Annotated in this window: 19 protein-coding genes; 4 read left to right on the top strand and 15 right to left on the bottom strand. The window is 62.1% G+C overall.

Going from position 1 to position 17,083, the window contains the following annotated elements; genetic code table 11:
• Nucleotides 1-12: 12 nt before the first annotated feature.
• From CUJ91_RS29545 to CUJ91_RS29520, 6 genes are read right to left on the bottom strand one after another with little or no spacing between them, the layout of a single operon-like run.
• Entirely contained in the window at nt 13-1,149 is a 1,137-nt protein-coding gene (locus CUJ91_RS29545) for an amidase (protein WP_114157806.1), read from the bottom strand.
• Nucleotides 1,146-1,661: a nuclear transport factor 2 family protein gene (locus tag CUJ91_RS29540; protein ID WP_029967133.1), complete on the bottom strand. Its 516-nt coding sequence runs from the start codon at nt 1,659-1,661 to the stop codon at nt 1,146-1,148. The genes CUJ91_RS29545 and CUJ91_RS29540 overlap by 4 nt, the downstream gene beginning before the upstream one ends.
• A gap of 4 nt (nt 1,662-1,665) precedes the next feature.
• Complete coding sequence (locus CUJ91_RS29535; RefSeq protein WP_114157805.1) at nt 1,666-2,046, bottom strand: hypothetical protein; 381 nt, start codon at nt 2,044-2,046, stop codon at nt 1,666-1,668.
• A gap of 53 nt (nt 2,047-2,099) precedes the next feature.
• Nucleotides 2,100-2,474: a tautomerase family protein gene (locus tag CUJ91_RS29530; RefSeq protein WP_029967129.1), complete on the bottom strand. Its 375-nt coding sequence runs from the start codon at nt 2,472-2,474 to the stop codon at nt 2,100-2,102.
• A gap of 54 nt (nt 2,475-2,528) precedes the next feature.
• The gene (locus tag CUJ91_RS29525) at nt 2,529-3,029 is read right to left on the bottom strand and encodes an aromatic-ring-hydroxylating dioxygenase subunit beta (protein WP_029967127.1); all 501 of its coding nucleotides are present in this window, start codon (nt 3,027-3,029) and stop codon (nt 2,529-2,531) included.
• Nucleotides 3,026-4,309 (bottom strand): aromatic ring-hydroxylating oxygenase subunit alpha, encoded by a 1,284-nt coding sequence (locus CUJ91_RS29520; protein ID WP_029967125.1) that lies wholly within the window; start codon nt 4,307-4,309, stop codon nt 3,026-3,028. Before CUJ91_RS29520 ends, CUJ91_RS29525 begins: the two co-directional genes overlap by 4 nt.
• Before the next feature lie 155 nt (nt 4,310-4,464).
• Here CUJ91_RS29520 and CUJ91_RS29515 point away from each other — a divergent pair, with 155 nt between their 5' ends.
• Nucleotides 4,465-5,385, top strand: a complete 921-nt coding sequence (locus CUJ91_RS29515) for a LysR family transcriptional regulator (protein WP_006047304.1) — start codon at nt 4,465-4,467, stop codon at nt 5,383-5,385.
• Nucleotides 5,386-5,403: 18 nt separating this feature from the next.
• On the opposite strand, the gene CUJ91_RS29510 is transcribed toward CUJ91_RS29515, so the two are convergent.
• The 7 genes from CUJ91_RS29510 to CUJ91_RS29480 form a co-directional block, all read right to left on the bottom strand.
• Entirely contained in the window at nt 5,404-6,372 is a 969-nt protein-coding gene (locus tag CUJ91_RS29510; RefSeq protein ID WP_114158103.1) for a PDR/VanB family oxidoreductase, read from the bottom strand.
• Between the two features lie 40 nt (nt 6,373-6,412).
• A complete protein-coding gene (locus tag CUJ91_RS29505; RefSeq protein ID WP_114157804.1) occupies nt 6,413-7,717 on the bottom strand; it encodes an MFS transporter in 1,305 nt (434 codons plus the stop codon).
• A 143-nt stretch (nt 7,718-7,860) separates the two neighbouring features.
• Nucleotides 7,861-8,781 carry a LysR family transcriptional regulator gene (locus CUJ91_RS29500; protein ID WP_029967122.1) on the bottom strand — a complete coding sequence of 307 codons (921 nt, stop codon included), beginning with the start codon at nt 8,779-8,781 and terminating at the stop codon, nt 7,861-7,863.
• Between the two features lie 48 nt (nt 8,782-8,829).
• Entirely contained in the window at nt 8,830-9,519 is a 690-nt protein-coding gene (locus CUJ91_RS29495) for an ethyl tert-butyl ether degradation protein EthD (RefSeq protein ID WP_114158102.1), read from the bottom strand.
• A 2-nt stretch (nt 9,520-9,521) separates the two neighbouring features.
• On the bottom strand, nt 9,522-10,025 hold the full coding sequence (gene hpaC / locus CUJ91_RS29490; RefSeq protein WP_114157803.1) for a 4-hydroxyphenylacetate 3-monooxygenase, reductase component: 504 nt from the start codon (nt 10,023-10,025) through the stop codon (nt 9,522-9,524).
• A gap of 21 nt (nt 10,026-10,046) precedes the next feature.
• Entirely contained in the window at nt 10,047-11,261 is a 1,215-nt protein-coding gene (locus CUJ91_RS29485) for an acyl-CoA dehydrogenase family protein (RefSeq protein WP_107707147.1), read from the bottom strand.
• Nucleotides 11,262-11,293: 32 nt separating this feature from the next.
• Nucleotides 11,294-12,652 carry an MFS transporter gene (locus CUJ91_RS29480; protein ID WP_244231042.1) on the bottom strand — a complete coding sequence of 453 codons (1,359 nt, stop codon included), beginning with the start codon at nt 12,650-12,652 and terminating at the stop codon, nt 11,294-11,296.
• Nucleotides 12,653-12,942: 290 nt separating this feature from the next.
• Here CUJ91_RS29480 and CUJ91_RS29475 point away from each other — a divergent pair, with 290 nt between their 5' ends.
• The 3 genes from CUJ91_RS29475 (at nt 12,943) to catA (ending at nt 15,401) form a co-directional block, all read left to right on the top strand.
• The gene (locus tag CUJ91_RS29475; protein ID WP_114157802.1) at nt 12,943-14,079 is read left to right on the top strand and encodes a muconate/chloromuconate family cycloisomerase; all 1,137 of its coding nucleotides are present in this window, start codon (nt 12,943-12,945) and stop codon (nt 14,077-14,079) included.
• Between the two features lie 25 nt (nt 14,080-14,104).
• A complete protein-coding gene (gene catC / locus CUJ91_RS29470) occupies nt 14,105-14,395 on the top strand; it encodes a muconolactone Delta-isomerase (protein ID WP_006047295.1) in 291 nt (96 codons plus the stop codon).
• A gap of 70 nt (nt 14,396-14,465) precedes the next feature.
• Nucleotides 14,466-15,401 (top strand): catechol 1,2-dioxygenase, encoded by a 936-nt coding sequence (catA, locus tag CUJ91_RS29465; RefSeq protein WP_114157801.1) that lies wholly within the window; start codon nt 14,466-14,468, stop codon nt 15,399-15,401.
• 64 nt (nt 15,402-15,465) lie between these two features.
• Here catA and CUJ91_RS29460 read toward each other — a convergent pair whose 3' ends face one another.
• Nucleotides 15,466-16,077: a hypothetical protein gene (locus tag CUJ91_RS29460; protein WP_114157800.1), complete on the bottom strand. Its 612-nt coding sequence runs from the start codon at nt 16,075-16,077 to the stop codon at nt 15,466-15,468.
• Between the two features lie 54 nt (nt 16,078-16,131).
• The gene (locus CUJ91_RS29455) at nt 16,132-17,052 is read right to left on the bottom strand and encodes a hypothetical protein (RefSeq protein WP_051153897.1); all 921 of its coding nucleotides are present in this window, start codon (nt 17,050-17,052) and stop codon (nt 16,132-16,134) included.
• Nucleotides 17,053-17,083: the final 31 nt, after the last annotated feature.

Below are 17,083 nucleotides of genomic sequence, written 5' to 3'. Positions count from 1 at the left end.
CGTTCGACGCGCTCAGCGCATCAACATGGCTTCGATATGTGCCGCAACCGCGCACACCGTTTCATCTTCGCCCGTGCGACCCACGACCTGCAATCCCGCTTTAAGCGACGACCCGACGATCGGAACCGGCAACGTGAGCGCCGGATGTCCGCTGAGATTGAAAGGCCGGATAAGCGACGACATGCCGATCACCGACGTGCCGGCACGCGCCGCTTCGACCGTGATCGGCAGCGCGGGCATTGTCGGGAGGATAAGCACGTCGGCTTGCTCGAGCGCGCGGTCGACCTCATCGGTGAAGATGTGGCGGATACGTTCGGCCGAATCCAGATCAGCCGCTTTGGTGTTCGCCGCGGCGCGCAGGCGCGCTTCGATATCCGCGCCGAGCTTGCCGCCGTCGACGAGATGACCGAACGCGCGCCATGTCTCCGCGTTGATGACCGCAAGACCTGCCGCGAACGCATCGCGCATGGATGGCAGCCGCACGTCATGCGAGCCAAGTTCGCTGCGTGTCACGGCGGCCGCGATGGCGCGACTGATTTCGCCATCGGCTTCGACATCGAGCATGGCGATACGCGCGGTTCTTGCGTCGCGGCGCGCACGGTCGACTTCAAACGATGGGTCGATGGCGAGCATCACGTCGATAGTCGTCTTCATGTCGCGCGCGAAGGGACCGACGCAGTCGAGCGTTGTAACCCGCGGCGACACGCCTTCGCGCGACACCCGCCCGAACGTCGGCTTGAGTCCGGTCACGCCGCAGCATGCAGCGGGACCGCGCACCGACCCGCCCGTATCCGTTCCAAGCGCGGCATCGACGAGCCCGAGTCCAACGGCCGATGCCGAACCGCTCGACGAGCCGCCCGGAATGCGCGCCGCGTCTTGCGGATTGCGCGGCGTGCCGCTGAAGTCGTTAATGCCGGTCATGCCGAACGCCAGCTCGTGCATGTTCGTTTTGCCCGTGATGCGCCAGCCTGCATCGAGCAGGCGCTGCACAACTTCCGCGTGACGCGAGGCGGGCGGCGTATCGGCGAGCGCGCGGCTTGCAGCGGTTGTTGAGTAGCCGGCAATGTCGATGCTGTCCTTGATCGCGATCGTGGGCGCATTCGCGCGCGGTTGCGCGATGAGATCGAACTGTTGCAGGAAAGCGCTCATGCGCACGCTCCTTGAACGGGGTTGACGTGCCAAGGCGCACTGAAGAGACGCTCGGTGCGGAAGTGGCGAATCAGCCAGTTATCGTTGTCGCGCGGCGACGGCGTGAAATCCACTTCCAGGCGTGCCGAGATGAGCTCGGCGTTGGCACCGACATAGCCGGAAGCCTGCAACATGACCCAGCGGCCTTTGGCTGTATCGCCGTCTACTTCGATATGCTCGCTCGTCAGAAAATGAACGTTGGTCGCGAAGTGCGGCGTGGGCGGCAGATAGCGTTGCAACATCGCGACGATGTCCGCCGGTCCCTGCAAGCGGCCGAACTTGTTCGCATACTGCGGGCCGATGCCTTCCCACACGGCGTCATCGGTGAATAGTGCCGCGAGTGATTCGTGTTCGAGCGCGCGTGCCGGTACATCGCACAGTGCCATATACCGCGCGATGGTGTTGCGCACGGCGTTTTGCGCTTCGAGTGCGTGCAGGCGCGCCTGCAGTCGTTCGAGAGTGATGTCGATCATCGCGTCATATATCTTTGCTGGCGGAGACAGGCGGCGCGGTCAGTGGGCGACCTACACGCGCTTCGATCTTGCCGTAGCGCCAGAGGTTGTATCGGCCGACAGGCGTCGTGCGATACAGATTGCAGACCGCAACGGCGGTGTCGAAGTCGGCAACATCGGCCATGATGTAGAAGGTCCACGGCGCGCCGTCAGCGTTGCCGACGACCAGCCTGTCGTCGTCCATCACGCCGAGCACGCGTACGTTGTCCATGGCTTCAATCGCGGCGAGCATGGTGCTGTAGGCTTGCCATACTTCACCGATTTCGTCGCGCGGCAGGTCGAAAAAATTCTGCGTGACGCCGCAGCAAAACAGCACGCGCAACGGTAGTTCTCGGGTGTCGGTCATCGTGTCCTTTGAAGTGACAGCGGGTTGGTGAGCCGCGCGCGTGCATCGCGTCGCTATCGGCCCAAAGCGCGAGCGGTTTTACCGCCAAGACCAAAATCCGTATTCGGAATGTCTTTGATCATCACGCGTGTGGATTGCAACGGCACGTCAAGCACAGCGGCGCTGGTTTCACAAAGCTGTGCGATCAGCGCTTCCTTCTGCGCGTCGGTGCGGCCCGCGATCAGTATCGCGACGATCACCGGCAACGCGGCTGGCGTGAGCTTGCCGCCCAGCCCGATATTGGACAGCGGCAACTCCGACAATAGAATCCGCACCGACTCGGCGGGCGCGCCGATGGCATCGACGGTAGCCTGCGTGAGGCCATGAATGAGCGATGCCTTTCGGTCGTCGCTGTGACCTTGCGGCAAATAAACTTCGAGTGTCGGCATGATGAAAAGGCGAAAGCGCATCGGCGCATGCATGTGCCGATGCGCGATTGAACATCAAAGCAGGAAGCCGATCGCGTTCAGCGCTTCCGTCGAATTGATCAGGCGGATGACTTTCTCGACGAGACGCGGCTCGCCGTCGGCCATGCTGATCTTGTGCGTGAGATCGGCCGCGAAGATCGTCGACACGCCACGCTTGTACGCGATGATGATCTGCGAAGACTTCACTTCAACGAGGTCCGCACTCTCCGACGACCGCGTGAAGCGCGATACCGTGCGGACCGTGCGGGCGGCATCGGATGCGGATGCCGAGTAGCCCGACGTCATGCGTTGCACGCGCAATTCGCGCATGTGCTGGTCGTCGAATGCATAGTTGAGCGTGGATGCGTAGTCGGTCGTATCGGGATCGATCGGCACGACATAAACGCCTTTCGGGTCCCACATCTGCAACCACGCGTGATAGTCGCGCCGGTCGAGAAGCTCGGCTTCGCGCCAGATAAACTCGATCGCGCGTGCAAACGTCTGGTGCGAGAAAAGTGCGTTGCGCTCGTCCATCATGCTTGCTCCATCATTGCGCGCCATTGGCGGTAGGCTTCGCGCATGCCGGTTTCGTCGGTTGCGTGCGCAGTCTTCTCGCCGTTCGGCGCGGTCGTTTCGCGGTTGAGGCCACGGTTCACGAGAATGGGTACGTCAGGGCCCGCGTACGAGCCGCGCTGCACGCGTTCCCATGCTTCCGCGTCGTCGGGACTGCCGAAGCCAAACGGCCCCTGAAAGTGCTCGTGTATGCGAAGCCGCACGCGGTTCGCTTCTTCGGGGCCGCCGTCCATCGCGAGCGCGACGTGACGAATCTCCGTTTCTTCCGCGGAGATCGGGCGCAGCACGCGGAAGAAAGCCATCGACAACGCGAGGTTCGGGAACAGATTCAGATTGAAGCCGACGCCCATCAGCGATCGCACAATGCGGCGCACTTCTTCGGGCGTGTGCTTGTGCGCGAGTTGCGCGGCGAGTTCGTTAAAGCGCTCGGGCAACGGCGCGCCGTCGTCCTTATCCAGATCGACGATCTCGGGCACCAGCACCGCGAGGCTATGGCCATTGCCGAGCGAGCGGCAAAACGCGTCTTCGCTCGTCATGAAGCTGGTGATGGCGGCGGCGGTTTCGTCGTCGATCGACTTCATCCACGACTTGTGCACGACGGGGAAGTGATACAGGTCGGTCGTGTTCTCGAGCTGAATCTTCCAGTTGCCCTTGAACTTGAACTTGTGCTCGCCGTTGGCCTTGATCGGATAGCCGGCGCCTTGCTTCATGAAAAGGTCGATCCACGGTTTTGCACCGCCGAGGAAGTCTTCCAGCGATTCGATGTTTTCGTTGAAGCTCGCGAAAATCAAACCCTGGTACACGCCGACGCGCAGCTTCTTGAGCGGCAGATCGCCTTTCTCGCAGACGCCTTCGTAGCCGTCGCCATAGGGCAGCGCGCGCAGTGTGCCGTCGAGCGCATACGACCAGCTGTGATACGGGCACGTAAAGCCTTTTGCATTGCCCTTGTGCTCTTCGCACACGGTCGCGCCGCGATGACGGCAACGGTTCTGCAGCACATTCACCGCGCCCGTCTTATCGCGTACGACGATGACCGGCTGCCGGCCGATCGTCGTCGTCACGAAGTCGCCTGGCTTTGGCAACTCGCTGTCATGCGCGACCCACACCCACGTCTTGTAGAAAATGCGCTCAAGTTCTTCTTCGAACAGTTGCGGATCGTAGTAAAGCGAAGGCGCGATGCGGTCGGCTTCCGCGCGCTTCGCGAGCGCGCTGGTGTCGATGGTTTGATAGGTCGGCGTACTCATCGTGATCGTGGGGAGGTTGAGTGGCTGAGAAGGGAGAGGCACTGCGACGTGAGCGCATCGTCTCGTTGACATCAGTCTCGCTTTGCGAAGATCATGCGTCAAATCGATTAAAAACAGGTCGCCCGATAAACGCGGCCGATTTAACGCGAGTCCCCATGACCTCCATCGACCACATCGATTTGAATCTGCTGCGCGTTTTCCAGGCCATCGTGGAGGAACGCAGTCTGACGAAAGCGGGCGAGCGGCTTGCGCTGTCGCAGCCCGCAGTCAGCTACTCGCTCGGACGACTGCGCACGCTTTTCGACGACCCGCTTTTCATTCGCACGAGAGCCGGGATGCAACCGACGCCCGTTGCGCTGGAACTCGCGGACATCGTGGGACGTGCGCTGGATACCGTGCGGCAGGCGCTGCGATACGCCGAGCGTTTCGATCCGGCGACGAGCACGCGCACGTTTCGTCTGTCACTATCGGATGCAGGCGAAATGGCGTATCTTCCGGCGCTATGTGCCGCGCTCCAGAAAGCCGCGCCGCGCGTCAAGCTGGTGGTCGAGCCGATGCGCGTGGAAGAGATGGAAGAGGCGTTGCGTTCCAGCCGCCTCGACTTCGCCATTGGCAATCTGCCGCTGTTGTTGCCGCGCACGAAGCATGGGTTGCTGTTCGAGGAATCGTATGTCTGCATGACGCGCAACCGGCCGGATTTGCCGCGCGGAAATGAGTTGAAGCTCGAGCAGTTCCTGACCGCATCGCATGTGCAGATCAATTCGCTCGAACACAGTCATCATGCGCTCGACGATGCGCTGCGTTCGCAAGGCGTCGGGCGCAATGTCGCGCTCGTGCTGCCGCATTTCGTGGCGGTGCCTGGCGTGCTCGCTGCAACGGATTTGCTGGCGACGTTGCCGGAGCGGCTCGCGCATATCCTGAATCGCGGCGACGCTTTCCGCATTTACGCGTTGCCGGTGCATGTGCCGAAAGCGGCCGTCACGATGCACTGGCACGAGCATTTCAACGACGACGAAGGCATTGTCTGGATGCGAGGTCTCATCACCGACATCCTCGCCGGCTTCACGAAGATGTGAGAAGTACAGGTCGCAGAGCTACAAGTCGAGCACCAGCACCGGCGTACGCGAGCGCGATACACAGCAGCAGATCACGCTGTTGCTCGCGCGTTCCGCCTTGCTCAGGCAATGATCTCGATGCTCCGGTTCGCCGCTTATTACGTCGACCATGCAAGTGCCGCACACGCCCTCGCCGCATGATGTGTCTACTTCAATGCCGATGGTCGCGAGGGCATCGACGATGGATGTTTTTTCGTCCACCTTCACGGTCTGACCCGTGCTCGCCAGTTGTACCTGGAAGCTCGCGAGCGAGGTTCCCGTTTCGTTTGCGGGCTCGGCCTTGAACCGTTCGAGATGAATGGCATCGGCGGGCAAGCGCTTTTGCGCGGTGTCGACCACGAGGTCCATGAACGGCGCGGGACCGCATGTGTAGACATGCGCGTCGGCGCCCGCTTCGCTCACGCAGATGTCGAGTTCAGCGGCAAGCGCGTCGCGCCGCACACCGAAGTGCAATCTCACATGGGAGTCGAACGGCGCGCGCGTGAGCAGCGTCATGAAGGCGGCATGTGCCTCGCTACGCGCGAAGTAGTGCAGCGTGAAGCGCGCGCCGCGTGCAGCGAGGCGATAGGCCATCGAGAGCAACGGCGTAATGCCGATGCCCGCGCCGATCAGGATATGCTCGCTGGCGCCGTCGTTCAGTTGGAACAGATTGCGCGGCGCACCGACTTGCAGTTCTGTGCCGATACTCACTTCCTCATGCAGCGAGCGCGATCCGCCGCGCGACTGCTCTTCTTTTTTAACCGCGAAAACCTGGGACGATACGCATTCGGGATCGCCGCATAACGAATATTGCCGCGTGATTCCCGAGGGACTCGTGACGTCGATATGCGCGCCCGGTTCGAAGCGTTCGAAGTCCATGCCGTCGAGGCGCGAGATTTTGAACGAGCGCACGCCGTGCGCTTCTTCAGACAGGGCGTCGACGCGGACCTTGAGGGCTTGAGCTTGCATGATGCTTTCCGATGACAATTTCAAAAACGATGAGTCGAGGTTAGCGCCGCGTCTCATGCGTGAACCTGAGCGTCACGACGGTGACGAGACCTAGGCCGATGAGGAATAACGCGACGGGCCAGTAAGCGTGATACCGCACGAGCAGCGCCGTCGCGATGAGCGGCGACAGCCCGCCCGCGAAAATCGACGCGACCTCATGTCCGAGTGCAACGCCTGAATAGCGCACTTCCGTGCTGAACAATTCGCCGACCAGCGCGGGCAGCGTGCCGATCATCGCGCCGTGGCAGACGGCCGTTCCGAGCACCAGCGCGAGCCAGATCAGCGGTGTCGAATGCGTGTCGAGCAGCCAGAAGAACGGGAACGCCATGACCACGAGCGACACCGCGCCGATCATGTAGACGGGCTTGCGTCCAATGCGGTCGGAGAGTTTGCCCCACAGAAGCATCGCAAACATCTCGATGATCATCGCGAGCATCACACCGGTGAGCATGATCGAGTTGGAGATACCGGCAAACTTTCCGTAGACCAATGAGAACGCGAGAAAGATATAGGCACCGCCGTTCTCCGCGACGCGCAAGCCCATCGCCATGAGAATCTCTTTCGGGTGACGCTTGATGACCTCGATCACCGGCATGTGCGCGGTCTTGCCCGCCTTGTTCGCTTCCTCGAAATCGTGGCTCTCCGGCAGGTTGTGGCGGATGTAGACACCAATCGCGAAGATGGCGATGCTCGCGAGAAACGGCAGACGCCAGCCCCACGAAATGAACTGATCGTGCGGCAACGCTTGAACGCCGAGAAATGCCGCCGACGAAAGTACGAAGCCGCCGCCCACGCCCAGTTGGCTCCACGCCGCGTAGTAGCCGCGTTTCTCGGGCGGTGCGCTTTCGCTGATCATCAGCACGCCGCCGCCCCACTCGCCGCCCGACGCAATGCCTTGCAGCAGACGCAGGCCGACAAGCGCGGCGGGCGCCCATAGGCCGACGTGATCGTAGGTCGGCAACAGGCCGATTCCGAACGTCGCGACGCCCATGATGAGCAGCGTCCAGACCAGCGACGCGCGACGTCCGTAGCGGTCGCCGATATGTCCGAACACGACGCCGCCTAGCGGCCGCGCGACAAAGCCCATCGCAAACGCCGCGAAAGCGCCGAGCGTTCCGACCAGCGGGTCCGCGTTGGCCGGAAAGAACAGTTGCCCGAACACGAGCGCCGCGGCCGTGCCGTAGACGAAAAAGTCATACCACTCCATTGCATTGCCCGCGACGGACGCGACGACGATACGTCTGAGTGCGCGATCCGGCGTCGCTGGAATACGTTCGGCTGCCGAGGAGGATTGAACCGTGGACATGTCTGCTCGCTGGGTAGGTAGGTGGCGCGCGCCTCTCGGGCTTCGCATAGCGGACAGTTTCAAAGCGCCGGATAACTGCGTCAAATCGGCCGAAAAGGGCGGGGAATATCAGCGCGGCAAATAGTCCGGGCGGGCCCCGCGCGTCAGGCTTGCGGCTGATGGAACATCGCGAACAGCGCGTCCCGCAGCCAGGCAATGCCGGGGTCGGACGCGGACTGCGTATGCGAATGCACCTTGATTTCGATCGGCGGCAAGGAGAACGGCAACGGCAGCACGCGGAACGCCTTGCCGCGATTGAACCGGCGCGCGATGCTCTTCGGAAAGATCACGGCGAGGTCGGTGTTCATCACGATCTCCGGCGCGACGACGAAATGCGGCAGTCGCACGACGACCTCGCGCTTGACGTCGAGTTCGTCGAGCCACTGCTCGACCATGCGGTGGCCGGTCGCGTTGGTGGTCGCATACACGTAGCGCAGCGCGGCGAGGTCTTCGCGTGTGGGCTTCGTCTTACGCAGTGGATGACCCGCGCGCACCACGCACACATGTTCGTCGACGAACAGCGTCTGGCTCACGCAGCCTGCGTCGAGTCCGGGCACATAGCCGAGCGCCAGGTCGATCTCGCCGGCGCGCATCGCGGCGCTCACCGATTGAACAGGGATATTCGCCACTTCGATGCGAATGCCGCGCGCCTCGCGATCCAGCATCGAGACGAGCGGCGGCAGAAAATAAAACTCCGACATGTCGGACATCGACACGCGAAACACGCGCTGCGCCGTGGCGGGGTCGAACTTCGCGAGCTGCTGCACCGCGTCGTTGATGATCGCGAACGCCTGGGCGAGCGGCGGATAAAGGCGGTAGGCGGCATCGGTGGGCACCATGCCGCCGGGCGTGCGCAGAAACAGCGGGTCTTCGAAAAGATTTCGCAGACGACGCAGCGCGTGGCTCACGGCCGGCTGCGTCAAACCCAGGCGATCACCGGCGGCAGTGAGGCTGCGCAGATCCCAGATCGCAAGGAAAACGCGCAGCAGGTTCAGATCGGCGATGCCGACATGCGGCTTGGTCATGCGCTTCGCTCGCGGACAAAGGGGGCAACGCGCATCTCGCGACGCCGGTCAGTGTGTCCCGAGATTACCGTAGTTGCTGCGCATTGCAAAATGCGGCGTCGCGCCCGTGAAAGGCGGCAGCGCGTGGAAGTCGCGGCGCATCGCGTCGCGGACCGGAGAGGCAAGCGCGATCGCGAGTGCGGAGGCATCGTCGAATACGACCTTGTTGCGCTGCATCGCGTTGGCTTGTGCAAAGGGCAAGCCGCTTCTGCTGTCGATGCGCGTGTAGATTTCCAGCTCACGCAGCGCCGGCAGTTGCAGCATCAATGGCGGGTGATGCTCCAGGTAATGCGAAAGCCACGCGTTGAAGTTGTCGGCGATGCCTTCGTAGGCGACCAGATAGGTGCAGCGTTGCGGTTTGGATCGCGCAGAGGCTTTATGCGTGCGCACCGCCATGACCTGCTGCGCGAACGATTGCCGGCTCAACGCGTGACTCGCCGCAGCCTGCAACGCGCGATGAATCGCGCCGTCTTCCGCGCAGGCGGTTTCGAGCGGCGCAAGATCGTCGAAGTACCACTGAAGTACGGACGACGGCGCATCGCTCGAGGCCGCGATGCGCGGGTCGACGTGCTGCGCCAGCGGTTCGTGAACGATGAGCCTGCTCAGACCTTCGATGCCTTCCGCCGCCCGTTGCAGCGCGGCGCCGTCAAGCAGCGGCTGCATGCGCGGCGCGCCGATCACGAAAAGGCAAACTTGCATCGTCATGCCGCCTCGCCTGTGAGCAGGTGGAATCGTCTGCCGAAGTAGACGAGGCCGTTGCCTTCGCCGCACAGATCGATATGCTCGATCCGCACGAAGATCACGGAGTGCGAGCCCATCGTTTTGCTGTCGATGATCGTGCCTTCCAGCGTGGCGATTGCATCGTCGAGCACGGGGACCGCAAGGCGGCCCGCGTGCCACGCGCATTGATCGAAGCGCGCTTGCATCGAGCAACCGGTCATGCCCGCGAACACGCGCGCCGGCTCCTGGCCTTGCGCGCCCAACACGTTGATGCATACGCGGCCGTTGCCGTGCAGCACGTCGTGCACATAACTCGACTGATTGATGCAGATGAGCATGGTCGGCGGCGAGTCCGTCACCGAGCAGACCGCGCTTGCCGTGATGCCGCATCTGCCGTGCGGACCGTCGGTGGTGATCACGTTGACCGCCGCCGCGAGGCTCGCCATCGCGTTGCGGAACTGCGTGCGTTGTTCGTCGTGCGTCATGGCCATCGCTCCTCTCACGGCTCAGGGATACGGCGTCACAGGCGGAATGCCGACGAAGACGGCTCCCGATGCGTCGTAGGTTCCTTCGCCGAGGAACGCGTGCTGCGTCACGACGATCGAATCGCGCACGAGCCGTTGCATGCGGCTCTCCCGGTAGATCGCGCCAACGCCCGCCATCTTGTACGCCTGCATCACGATGTCGGCACACGTATGCGCCGCGTGCGTCGCTGAGAGGCGTAGCAGGTTCGCTTCCGCGGGCAGCACGGGGTCGCCTGCGAGCACGGTGCGCCACGATGCTTCCGCGGTGTCGAAGAAAAACGCGCGGGCGCTGCGCCACTGCGCTTCCGCTTGCGCGAGGCCGGAGCGATAGTAGGCGCGGTCGGCGAGACGCGGCGCGCCCGTGGTGGTCTTCGTCACGCCCGACATGCCTGCCAGCAGGTCGAGCGCCGCGCGCGCGAGGCCGACGTTGACGGCGGCATGCACCTGCGCCTGATAGCTGACGGCAGGGTAGCGATACAACGGCTCGTCGATCAGCGCGACGCCGCCGCGAACGAAGGTCCATCGCTCGTCGACGTACTTGTCCTTCAGGCGCAAGTCGTGACTGCCGGTGCCCTGCATGCCGACCACGTTCCAGTTCTCGACGATTTCGACTTCGCTCGCGGGAAAGACCGCGGTGAACGGCTTACCCGCGTTTTTATCGTCTGCGCCGGCGGGAGCGCCGCCGATGCCGACGCCGATCCAATCCGCGCCCTTGCAACCGCTCGCGAAGCGCCATTGCCCGGACACGCGGTAACCGCCTTCCAGGCGCTCGGCTTTTTGCAGCGGATACAGCCCGCCGGCAAAGACCTGATCGGGCCCGGACGCATAAATTTCAGCCTGCGTTTCAACGGGCAATGACGCGAGATAGGTGTTTGCCGAGCCGAACGCGGCGACCCATGCGGTGGAGCCATCGGCAATGGCGATGCGCTCGAGCATCTCGAGAAAGCGCGGCGGCGGCAGTGCGTCGCCGCCGAAACGCTTCGGCGTACTCGCGCGAAAAATGCCTGCGCGTTTCATCTTGGCGACCATATCGCGCGGCACATGCGAGAGTGCATCGAATTCATCGCGGCGGCGCTCGACCTCGTCGATCAGCGCGTCGAGCGAAAGGGGCGCGGCGTATTCGGGGTAGTCGTTCTGCGAGTCGATAATCGATTCGCTAATCGATCGGCTAATCGATCCGCTATGAAGGGCTTGCATGCGAAGTACCTCTTGGTCAATGAAGTGATGCGTCATTCGGATCGCTGATGCGCGGCGCTGCGCATCGCTTTGGGAAAGGTCTCGCGCGCGAGCAGCGTCGCAATCACGGTGACGAGGCCCAGGCCGCCGAGATAGATCGCAACCGGCACGGCGCTGCGATAGTGAGCCAGCATCGCGGTCGCGATCATCGGCGAGAGACCGCCGCCGAGTACCGACGACAACTCGCGGCCAATGCCAAGTCCCGAGAAGCGCAGGTGTACCGGCAGCATTTCGCTGATGAAGGCAGGCTGTGCGCCTTCCAGAATGCCCAGCGTGAGGCTGTTCGCCAGCAGCAGCGCGGCGATGACCTTCCAGTATTCGCCCGAGCCCAACAGCGAGAAGTAAGGCCATGCGACCAGCACCATCGCGATCGCGCCCACGAGGTAGACCGGCTTGCGCCCGACCTTGTCGGTGATGTGGCCGGACAGCAGCGAGACCGGGATCATCAGCAGCATGGAGATGGTGAGGCCGCCCAGGATCCAGCTCGACTTGATGCCGAGGAACTGCCCGTATGCAATAGAGAACGCGAAGAAGATGTACGACGCGCCGCCTTCGCCGAAACGCAGGCCGAACACGGTGAGCACTTCACGCGGACATTGCTTGAGGACTTCGATCACCGGCATCCGGCTTGCGTGGCGCGTCGCCTTGACTTCCGCGAAGGCGGCGCTTTCGCCGACCGAGCGGCGCATCCACAAGCCGAGTGCGACGAGTGCCGCGCTCGCGACGAACGGTATGCGCCAGCCCCAGCTCTGGAAGTCGCCGGACGGAAGATTCTGGACCAGCAGGAACGCAGCGGTCGACAGCACAAAACCAAGCGCGGCGCCGCATGGGCTCCACGCGGCGAGCGCGCCGCGCCTCGATTGCGGCGCGTTTTCGTGGATGAGCAGAATGCTGCCGCTCCATTCGCCGCCCGCCGCGAGCCCCTGCAAGATGCGCAACAGCACGAGCAGCACCGGCGCTGCGATACCGATCTGGTGATATGTGGGCAACAGGCCCATGAGCATCGTGGCCGAGCCCATCGTGAGAAGCGTGAGCATCATCACGACCTTGCGGCCGTAGCGGTCGCCGATATGGCCGCACAGTACGCCGCCTATCGGCCGTGCGATGAAGCCCACGGTAAAGCCGCCAAATGCAGCAATGGTGCCGGTCAACGGATCGGTGCCGACAGGAAAGAACAGCTTGCCGAAGACGAGCGCCGCAGCGGTGCCGTAAAGGAAAAAGTCGTACCACTCGAGGATCTGCCCAAGCACGGCAGTCGTGACGGCGCGCTGCACGTTGCTCACGTCGCGGGGCGCGGGCCTCGCGGCGAGCGTCGGCGCGCTCAGATCGGGATTCACGGCGTCAGGGTTCATAGTCATTCGGATAACGAAGGTTTTTAACCCGCTTCAAATTGCTCGAAGACGGCGCGGCGCTTTCAATCGACACGGAAACGGCATGCGTCGAACGATATAAGCCGCCATGACACCGGTCAAATTCGAGCCAAAAATGCGCGATATGAATTCGGTGCATGAGCTGTCCGTGAAAACCCTCGGCATTAATAGGCAAATCAGCGATATGGATGCGGCGCGCGATATTGATTTATTTGACCGGCGTTGCGGGCGACCTTACCTTGTGACGCAGCTATCAGTTCACTTCATTGGCCATGACTCAACCGACAATCGAACGTATCGAAACGCGCCTCGTCGACTTGCCGACGATCCGGCCGCACAAGCTGTCAGTCGGCACCATGCACGGCCAGACGCTGATGCTCGTGACGGTCTATTGCAGCGACGGCAGTGTCGGTACTGGCGAAGGGACGACGATTGCCGGCATGGCGTATGGACCTGAAAGCCCGGAGTCGATGAAGCTCGCAATCGACGCATACCTGGGCCCCGCGATGATCGGCAAAGACGCCTCGCGTGTTCAGGCTTTAATGGCGCATTTGAGTAAGCTCGTCAAAGTGAATCACTTCGCCAGGAGCGCCGTCGAAACAGCGTTGCTCGATGCGCATGGACGGCGTCTTGGCGTGCCAGTCAGCGAACTGCTCGGCGGGCGTTGCCGCGATCGTCTGCCGGTTGCATGGACGCTCGCTTCGGGAAGCACCGAAAAGGACATCGCGGAAGCGGAGAAGATGCTCGAATTGCGCCGGCACAAGACCTTCAAGTTAAAGATCGGCGCAAGAGATCCCAAGGTGGATATCGAACACGTAGCGCGCATCAAGAAAGCATTGGCGGATCGCGGCGCAGTGCGCGTCGACGTCAATATGGCGTGGAGCGAAACGCAGGCGGCGTGGGCCATTCCTGCACTCGCCGAGGCGGGATGCGAACTGGTCGAGCAACCGGTGAACTCCGCGGCAGCGCTGAAGCGGCTAATGCGTCGCTTCCCCGTTGCATTGATGGCCGACGAAGTACTCCAGGGTCCGCAGAGCGCTTTCGACATTGCGAAGAACGATGGCGCCGATGTATTCGCGATCAAGATAGAACAGAGCGGCGGACTCTTCGCGGCACAGCGTGTCGCTGCTATCGCGGACGCCGCCGGTATAGAGCTTTATGGCGGCACGATGCTCGAAGGTGCGGTCGGCACGATTGCATCGGCGCATCTGTTTGCGAGCATTCCGAATCTGCAATGGGGAACCGAGCTCTTCGGTCCGTTGCTGATTACCGAGGAAATTCTCGTAAAGCCGCTCGATTACAGCGATTTCGAATTGACCGTGCCGGATGGTCCCGGCCTCGGCATCGAACTGGACAAAGACAGGATAAAGCGCTTTACCCGCGACGGGTCCGAGAAGATCACACAGTAATTCCCTGAAAGAGTGAGACACGACAATGCTCTACCACGTACGCATGGATGTCAGCATTCCGCCCGACATGCCGGCCGATAAGGCAAATGAACTGAAAGCACGCGAGAAGAGTTATTCGCAGGAATTGCAGCGTAGTGGCAAGTGGCGCCATATCTGGCGCATTGCAGGCGAGTACGCCAACTACAGCGTGTTCGACGTGGAAGGCAACGCTGAGCTTCACGACATTCTGATGGCTTTGCCGTTGTATCCGTATATGAAGATTTCCGTCACGCCGTTGTGCCGTCATCCTTCTTCCGTTCGTACCGGCGACGCGTGAGGCCGACAAAGCGCGCGATGTACCGACGCGCCCCCACGCCGCTTTCCCAATACAACATGGAGGCAGAATCATGAGTATCAAAGTATTTGCAACACAGGAAGTGCAAGACCTGCTGACGGCGGCCGCGAATCTCAATAGCGATAGCGGCGATAAGCGCGCGAGACAGATCACACATCGTCTGTTAAGCGACCTGTTCAAGGCTATTGACGATCTCGACATGACGCCGGATGAAATCTGGACTGGCGTGAACTACTTCAACAAGCTGGGACGAGATGGCGAAGCGGCCTTGCTTGCTGCCGGCCTTGGCCTCGAAAAGTACCTGGACATCCGCATGGATGCTGCCGACAGGCAAGCCAGACTCGACGGCGGCACGCCCCGTACTATCGAAGGTCCGCTGTATGTGGCCGGTGCGCCTGTGCGCGACAGCGTGTCGAAAATCGACCTCGATCCAGACAACGAAACGGGCCCGCTAGTCATTCGCGGCACTGTCACTGGGCCCGATGGCGAGCCTGTCGCGGGTGCGGTGGTCGAGTGCTGGCACGCGAATTCGAAAGGCTTCTATTCGCACTTCGATCCGACCGGGACACAGAGCGACTTCAATTTGCGCGGTGCAGTAAAGACCGGTACGGACGGAACCTATGAGTTCCGCACCTTGATGCCGGTCGGTTATGGCTGCCCGCCGCATGGCGCAACGCAGCAACTATTGGACGCGCTCGGCCGTCACGGCAATCGTCCGGCGCATGTGCACTTCTTCGTCACAAGCAGTCAACACCGCAAGCTCACTACGCAGATCAATATCGAAGGCGATCCGCTGATGTGGGACGACTTCGCCTATGCGACTCGCGAAGAACTTATTCCCCATGTGGTCGAGAAGACCGGCGGCGAGGCGTTGGGTCTCAAGACTGACGCGTACAAGGAAATCGTGTTCGATGTGCGCTTGACGCCGCGCGTAGAGGGCAAGGACAACCAGTTGGTCAATCGGCTGCGTGCATCGGCGGCGGCGTGACTCGCCGCGCAAGACATCGCGCAACGACAACAAGAACTGAACTAGCCGCCACGGCGACGGCCCGTTATTGACAGACCTTTTCCTCGGAGACTGCAGTCGGAACTTCTTTCGGCGCAGTCTTGAAGTGACCATAGGTTCTGTATGTTTTGCCTTTGACGGTCACTACTTCCACCGACTCTTTCGCAGCCGCGGCTTTCCGGTCGGCTTCGACGCTGCTATTGCGCCACGAGCCGGACTTCGAAAAAGTTTCGGGCGTAACGCTTTGTCGCGGCATCGCATGATTCGATGCCGTGATCGCAGCAGTCGCCGGATTGCTGAAGCGCGGCGGATTGCCGTCCCGTGCAGTAGCGGCATTAGCCTGCTCTGAGCTCGCGGTACTCGTGCCGATTCCATTCGGTGCCCAGCCGATTACGCCAGGTCCGACGACCAGCGGCGACAATTCGATCGCCACGATATGCGATTGCCGACGAGCAACGAGCAGGCATTTTTCGCCGCCTGCAGTACTTAAGGGAATGGCGCCGCTCCATTGCAGCAATGCAGGAGCCGACACGCTGGACGTTGCCGACACTCCGCCCGGCTCGCCAGCCCACACGCTCGCCGGCGGTGCCGCGGCCAGCGCATTCGCACCAGTCACCGCGGCGAGCGTCAGCATCGCGAATACCAAATGGCTCTTCATACAGTGCCTCGACTGTTCTCTCTTCGGTCCACTTTGCCATGCGCAAAGAAAGCCCTATTTGATTAGCGAAACCTTGAAGTTGTCGCTCGCGGGCGATGCCGGCTTTCCATCAGAGAGTTCGTCGTGTCCAACGTTGAGCGATGGCGCCTTGCGCGTTTCCGCTGCAGGTTGGGCCTTCACCGGCGCCGTGCGTTCGTTCGTTGCAGCCACAGGCAGACCGAGCCGGGCGCGAACAATCGGATCGCGATACTTTTCGTCCTCTGAGTATTGCGCCGCGTCGGGCGTGCGTGCAAGAGGCGCGGTCGTGCCGGGGCAGAGATGGCCCGTCGATTCGACAGCCTTGCGGTTCGCGTCGCTCTGACACAGCAATGCAAGCGCGACGTCGGTGAGGCCCATCGCGCGGAATTCGCGTGCGTCGAGTCGCCGGACGCAAGCCTGATCGACTTGTGTCGTACCGCCCGTCAGACCGAAGCCCGTCACCGAGATGCCGAAGCTGGTCGATCCCATGCAGGTGTCCGACAGTGTCGTCGTCAGTGCGGGCGCGGCGATGCTCGGCGTCGTGCGCACGGAGTACGAACTCTGGTTGTAGTCGACCGTCGCTCGCGTGTCGTACGCGTTCGTTCCCGGACCTGCCGAAGCTTTGCTGGTCGTGTCGGCGCCTGTGCCGCTGCCCGACAGAGCTCCCGTCGACGCAGTCATCGTCGGCATCGTGACCGATACGTTCACGTTGGACGAGCCGCCCGAAGCGGTGGCTCGCCCAATGCCGCCTACCGAAGTCGACGTCGAGTTCGTCGTGGCGGATGAGTTCGACGATGTGCCGATGTTGTTCAGGCTCGAGCCGCCGCCCTGGCCGATGCCGATCGAACTGGAACCCGATACGGAGCCCGACGACGAATCGGCGGTCGTATCGGCGTTAGCGGCGTGCGCGGCGCAAAGCGCAATGGCGCATGCCAGATGCAAGATAGTTTTGTTCACTTTTGTTCTCCCCAAACCCTTCTTCACTACA

Origin of the sequence: Paraburkholderia graminis, assembly GCF_003330785.1 — a bacterium.
Taxonomy (GTDB): domain Bacteria; phylum Pseudomonadota; class Gammaproteobacteria; order Burkholderiales; family Burkholderiaceae; genus Paraburkholderia; species Paraburkholderia graminis.
The sequence above is the reverse complement of the archived record's forward strand: the minus strand, read 5'-3'. Positions and strand labels throughout refer to the sequence as shown.

Bases quoted from the DNA above. Each gene is read 5' to 3' on its own strand.
- CUJ91_RS29545 (WP_114157806.1), bottom strand. From the start codon at position 1,149: ATGAGCGCTTTCCTGCAACAGTTCGATCTCATCGCGCAACCGCGCGCG.
- CUJ91_RS29540 (WP_029967133.1), bottom strand. From the start codon at position 1,661: ATGATCGACATCACTCTCGAACGACTGCAGGCGCGCCTGCACGCACTC.
- CUJ91_RS29535 (WP_114157805.1), bottom strand. From the start codon at position 2,046: ATGACCGACACCCGAGAACTACCGTTGCGCGTGCTGTTTTGCTGCGGC.
- CUJ91_RS29530 (WP_029967129.1), bottom strand. From the start codon at position 2,474: ATGCCGACACTCGAAGTTTATTTGCCGCAAGGTCACAGCGACGACCGA.
- CUJ91_RS29525 (WP_029967127.1), bottom strand. From the start codon at position 3,029: ATGATGGACGAGCGCAACGCACTTTTCTCGCACCAGACGTTTGCACGC.
- CUJ91_RS29520 (WP_029967125.1), bottom strand. From the start codon at position 4,309: ATGAGTACGCCGACCTATCAAACCATCGACACCAGCGCGCTCGCGAAG.
- CUJ91_RS29515 (WP_006047304.1), top strand. From the start codon at position 4,465: ATGACCTCCATCGACCACATCGATTTGAATCTGCTGCGCGTTTTCCAG.
- CUJ91_RS29510 (WP_114158103.1), bottom strand. From the start codon at position 6,372: ATGCAAGCTCAAGCCCTCAAGGTCCGCGTCGACGCCCTGTCTGAAGAA.
- CUJ91_RS29505 (WP_114157804.1), bottom strand. From the start codon at position 7,717: ATGTCCACGGTTCAATCCTCCTCGGCAGCCGAACGTATTCCAGCGACG.
- CUJ91_RS29500 (WP_029967122.1), bottom strand. From the start codon at position 8,781: ATGACCAAGCCGCATGTCGGCATCGCCGATCTGAACCTGCTGCGCGTT.
- CUJ91_RS29495 (WP_114158102.1), bottom strand. From the start codon at position 9,519: ATGCAAGTTTGCCTTTTCGTGATCGGCGCGCCGCGCATGCAGCCGCTG.
- hpaC (WP_114157803.1), bottom strand. From the start codon at position 10,025: ATGACGCACGACGAACAACGCACGCAGTTCCGCAACGCGATGGCGAGC.
- CUJ91_RS29485 (WP_107707147.1), bottom strand. From the start codon at position 11,261: ATGCAAGCCCTTCATAGCGGATCGATTAGCCGATCGATTAGCGAATCG.
- CUJ91_RS29480 (WP_244231042.1), bottom strand. From the start codon at position 12,652: ATGAACCCTGACGCCGTGAATCCCGATCTGAGCGCGCCGACGCTCGCC.
- CUJ91_RS29475 (WP_114157802.1), top strand. From the start codon at position 12,943: ATGACTCAACCGACAATCGAACGTATCGAAACGCGCCTCGTCGACTTG.
- catC (WP_006047295.1), top strand. From the start codon at position 14,105: ATGCTCTACCACGTACGCATGGATGTCAGCATTCCGCCCGACATGCCG.
- catA (WP_114157801.1), top strand. From the start codon at position 14,466: ATGAGTATCAAAGTATTTGCAACACAGGAAGTGCAAGACCTGCTGACG.
- CUJ91_RS29460 (WP_114157800.1), bottom strand. From the start codon at position 16,077: ATGAAGAGCCATTTGGTATTCGCGATGCTGACGCTCGCCGCGGTGACT.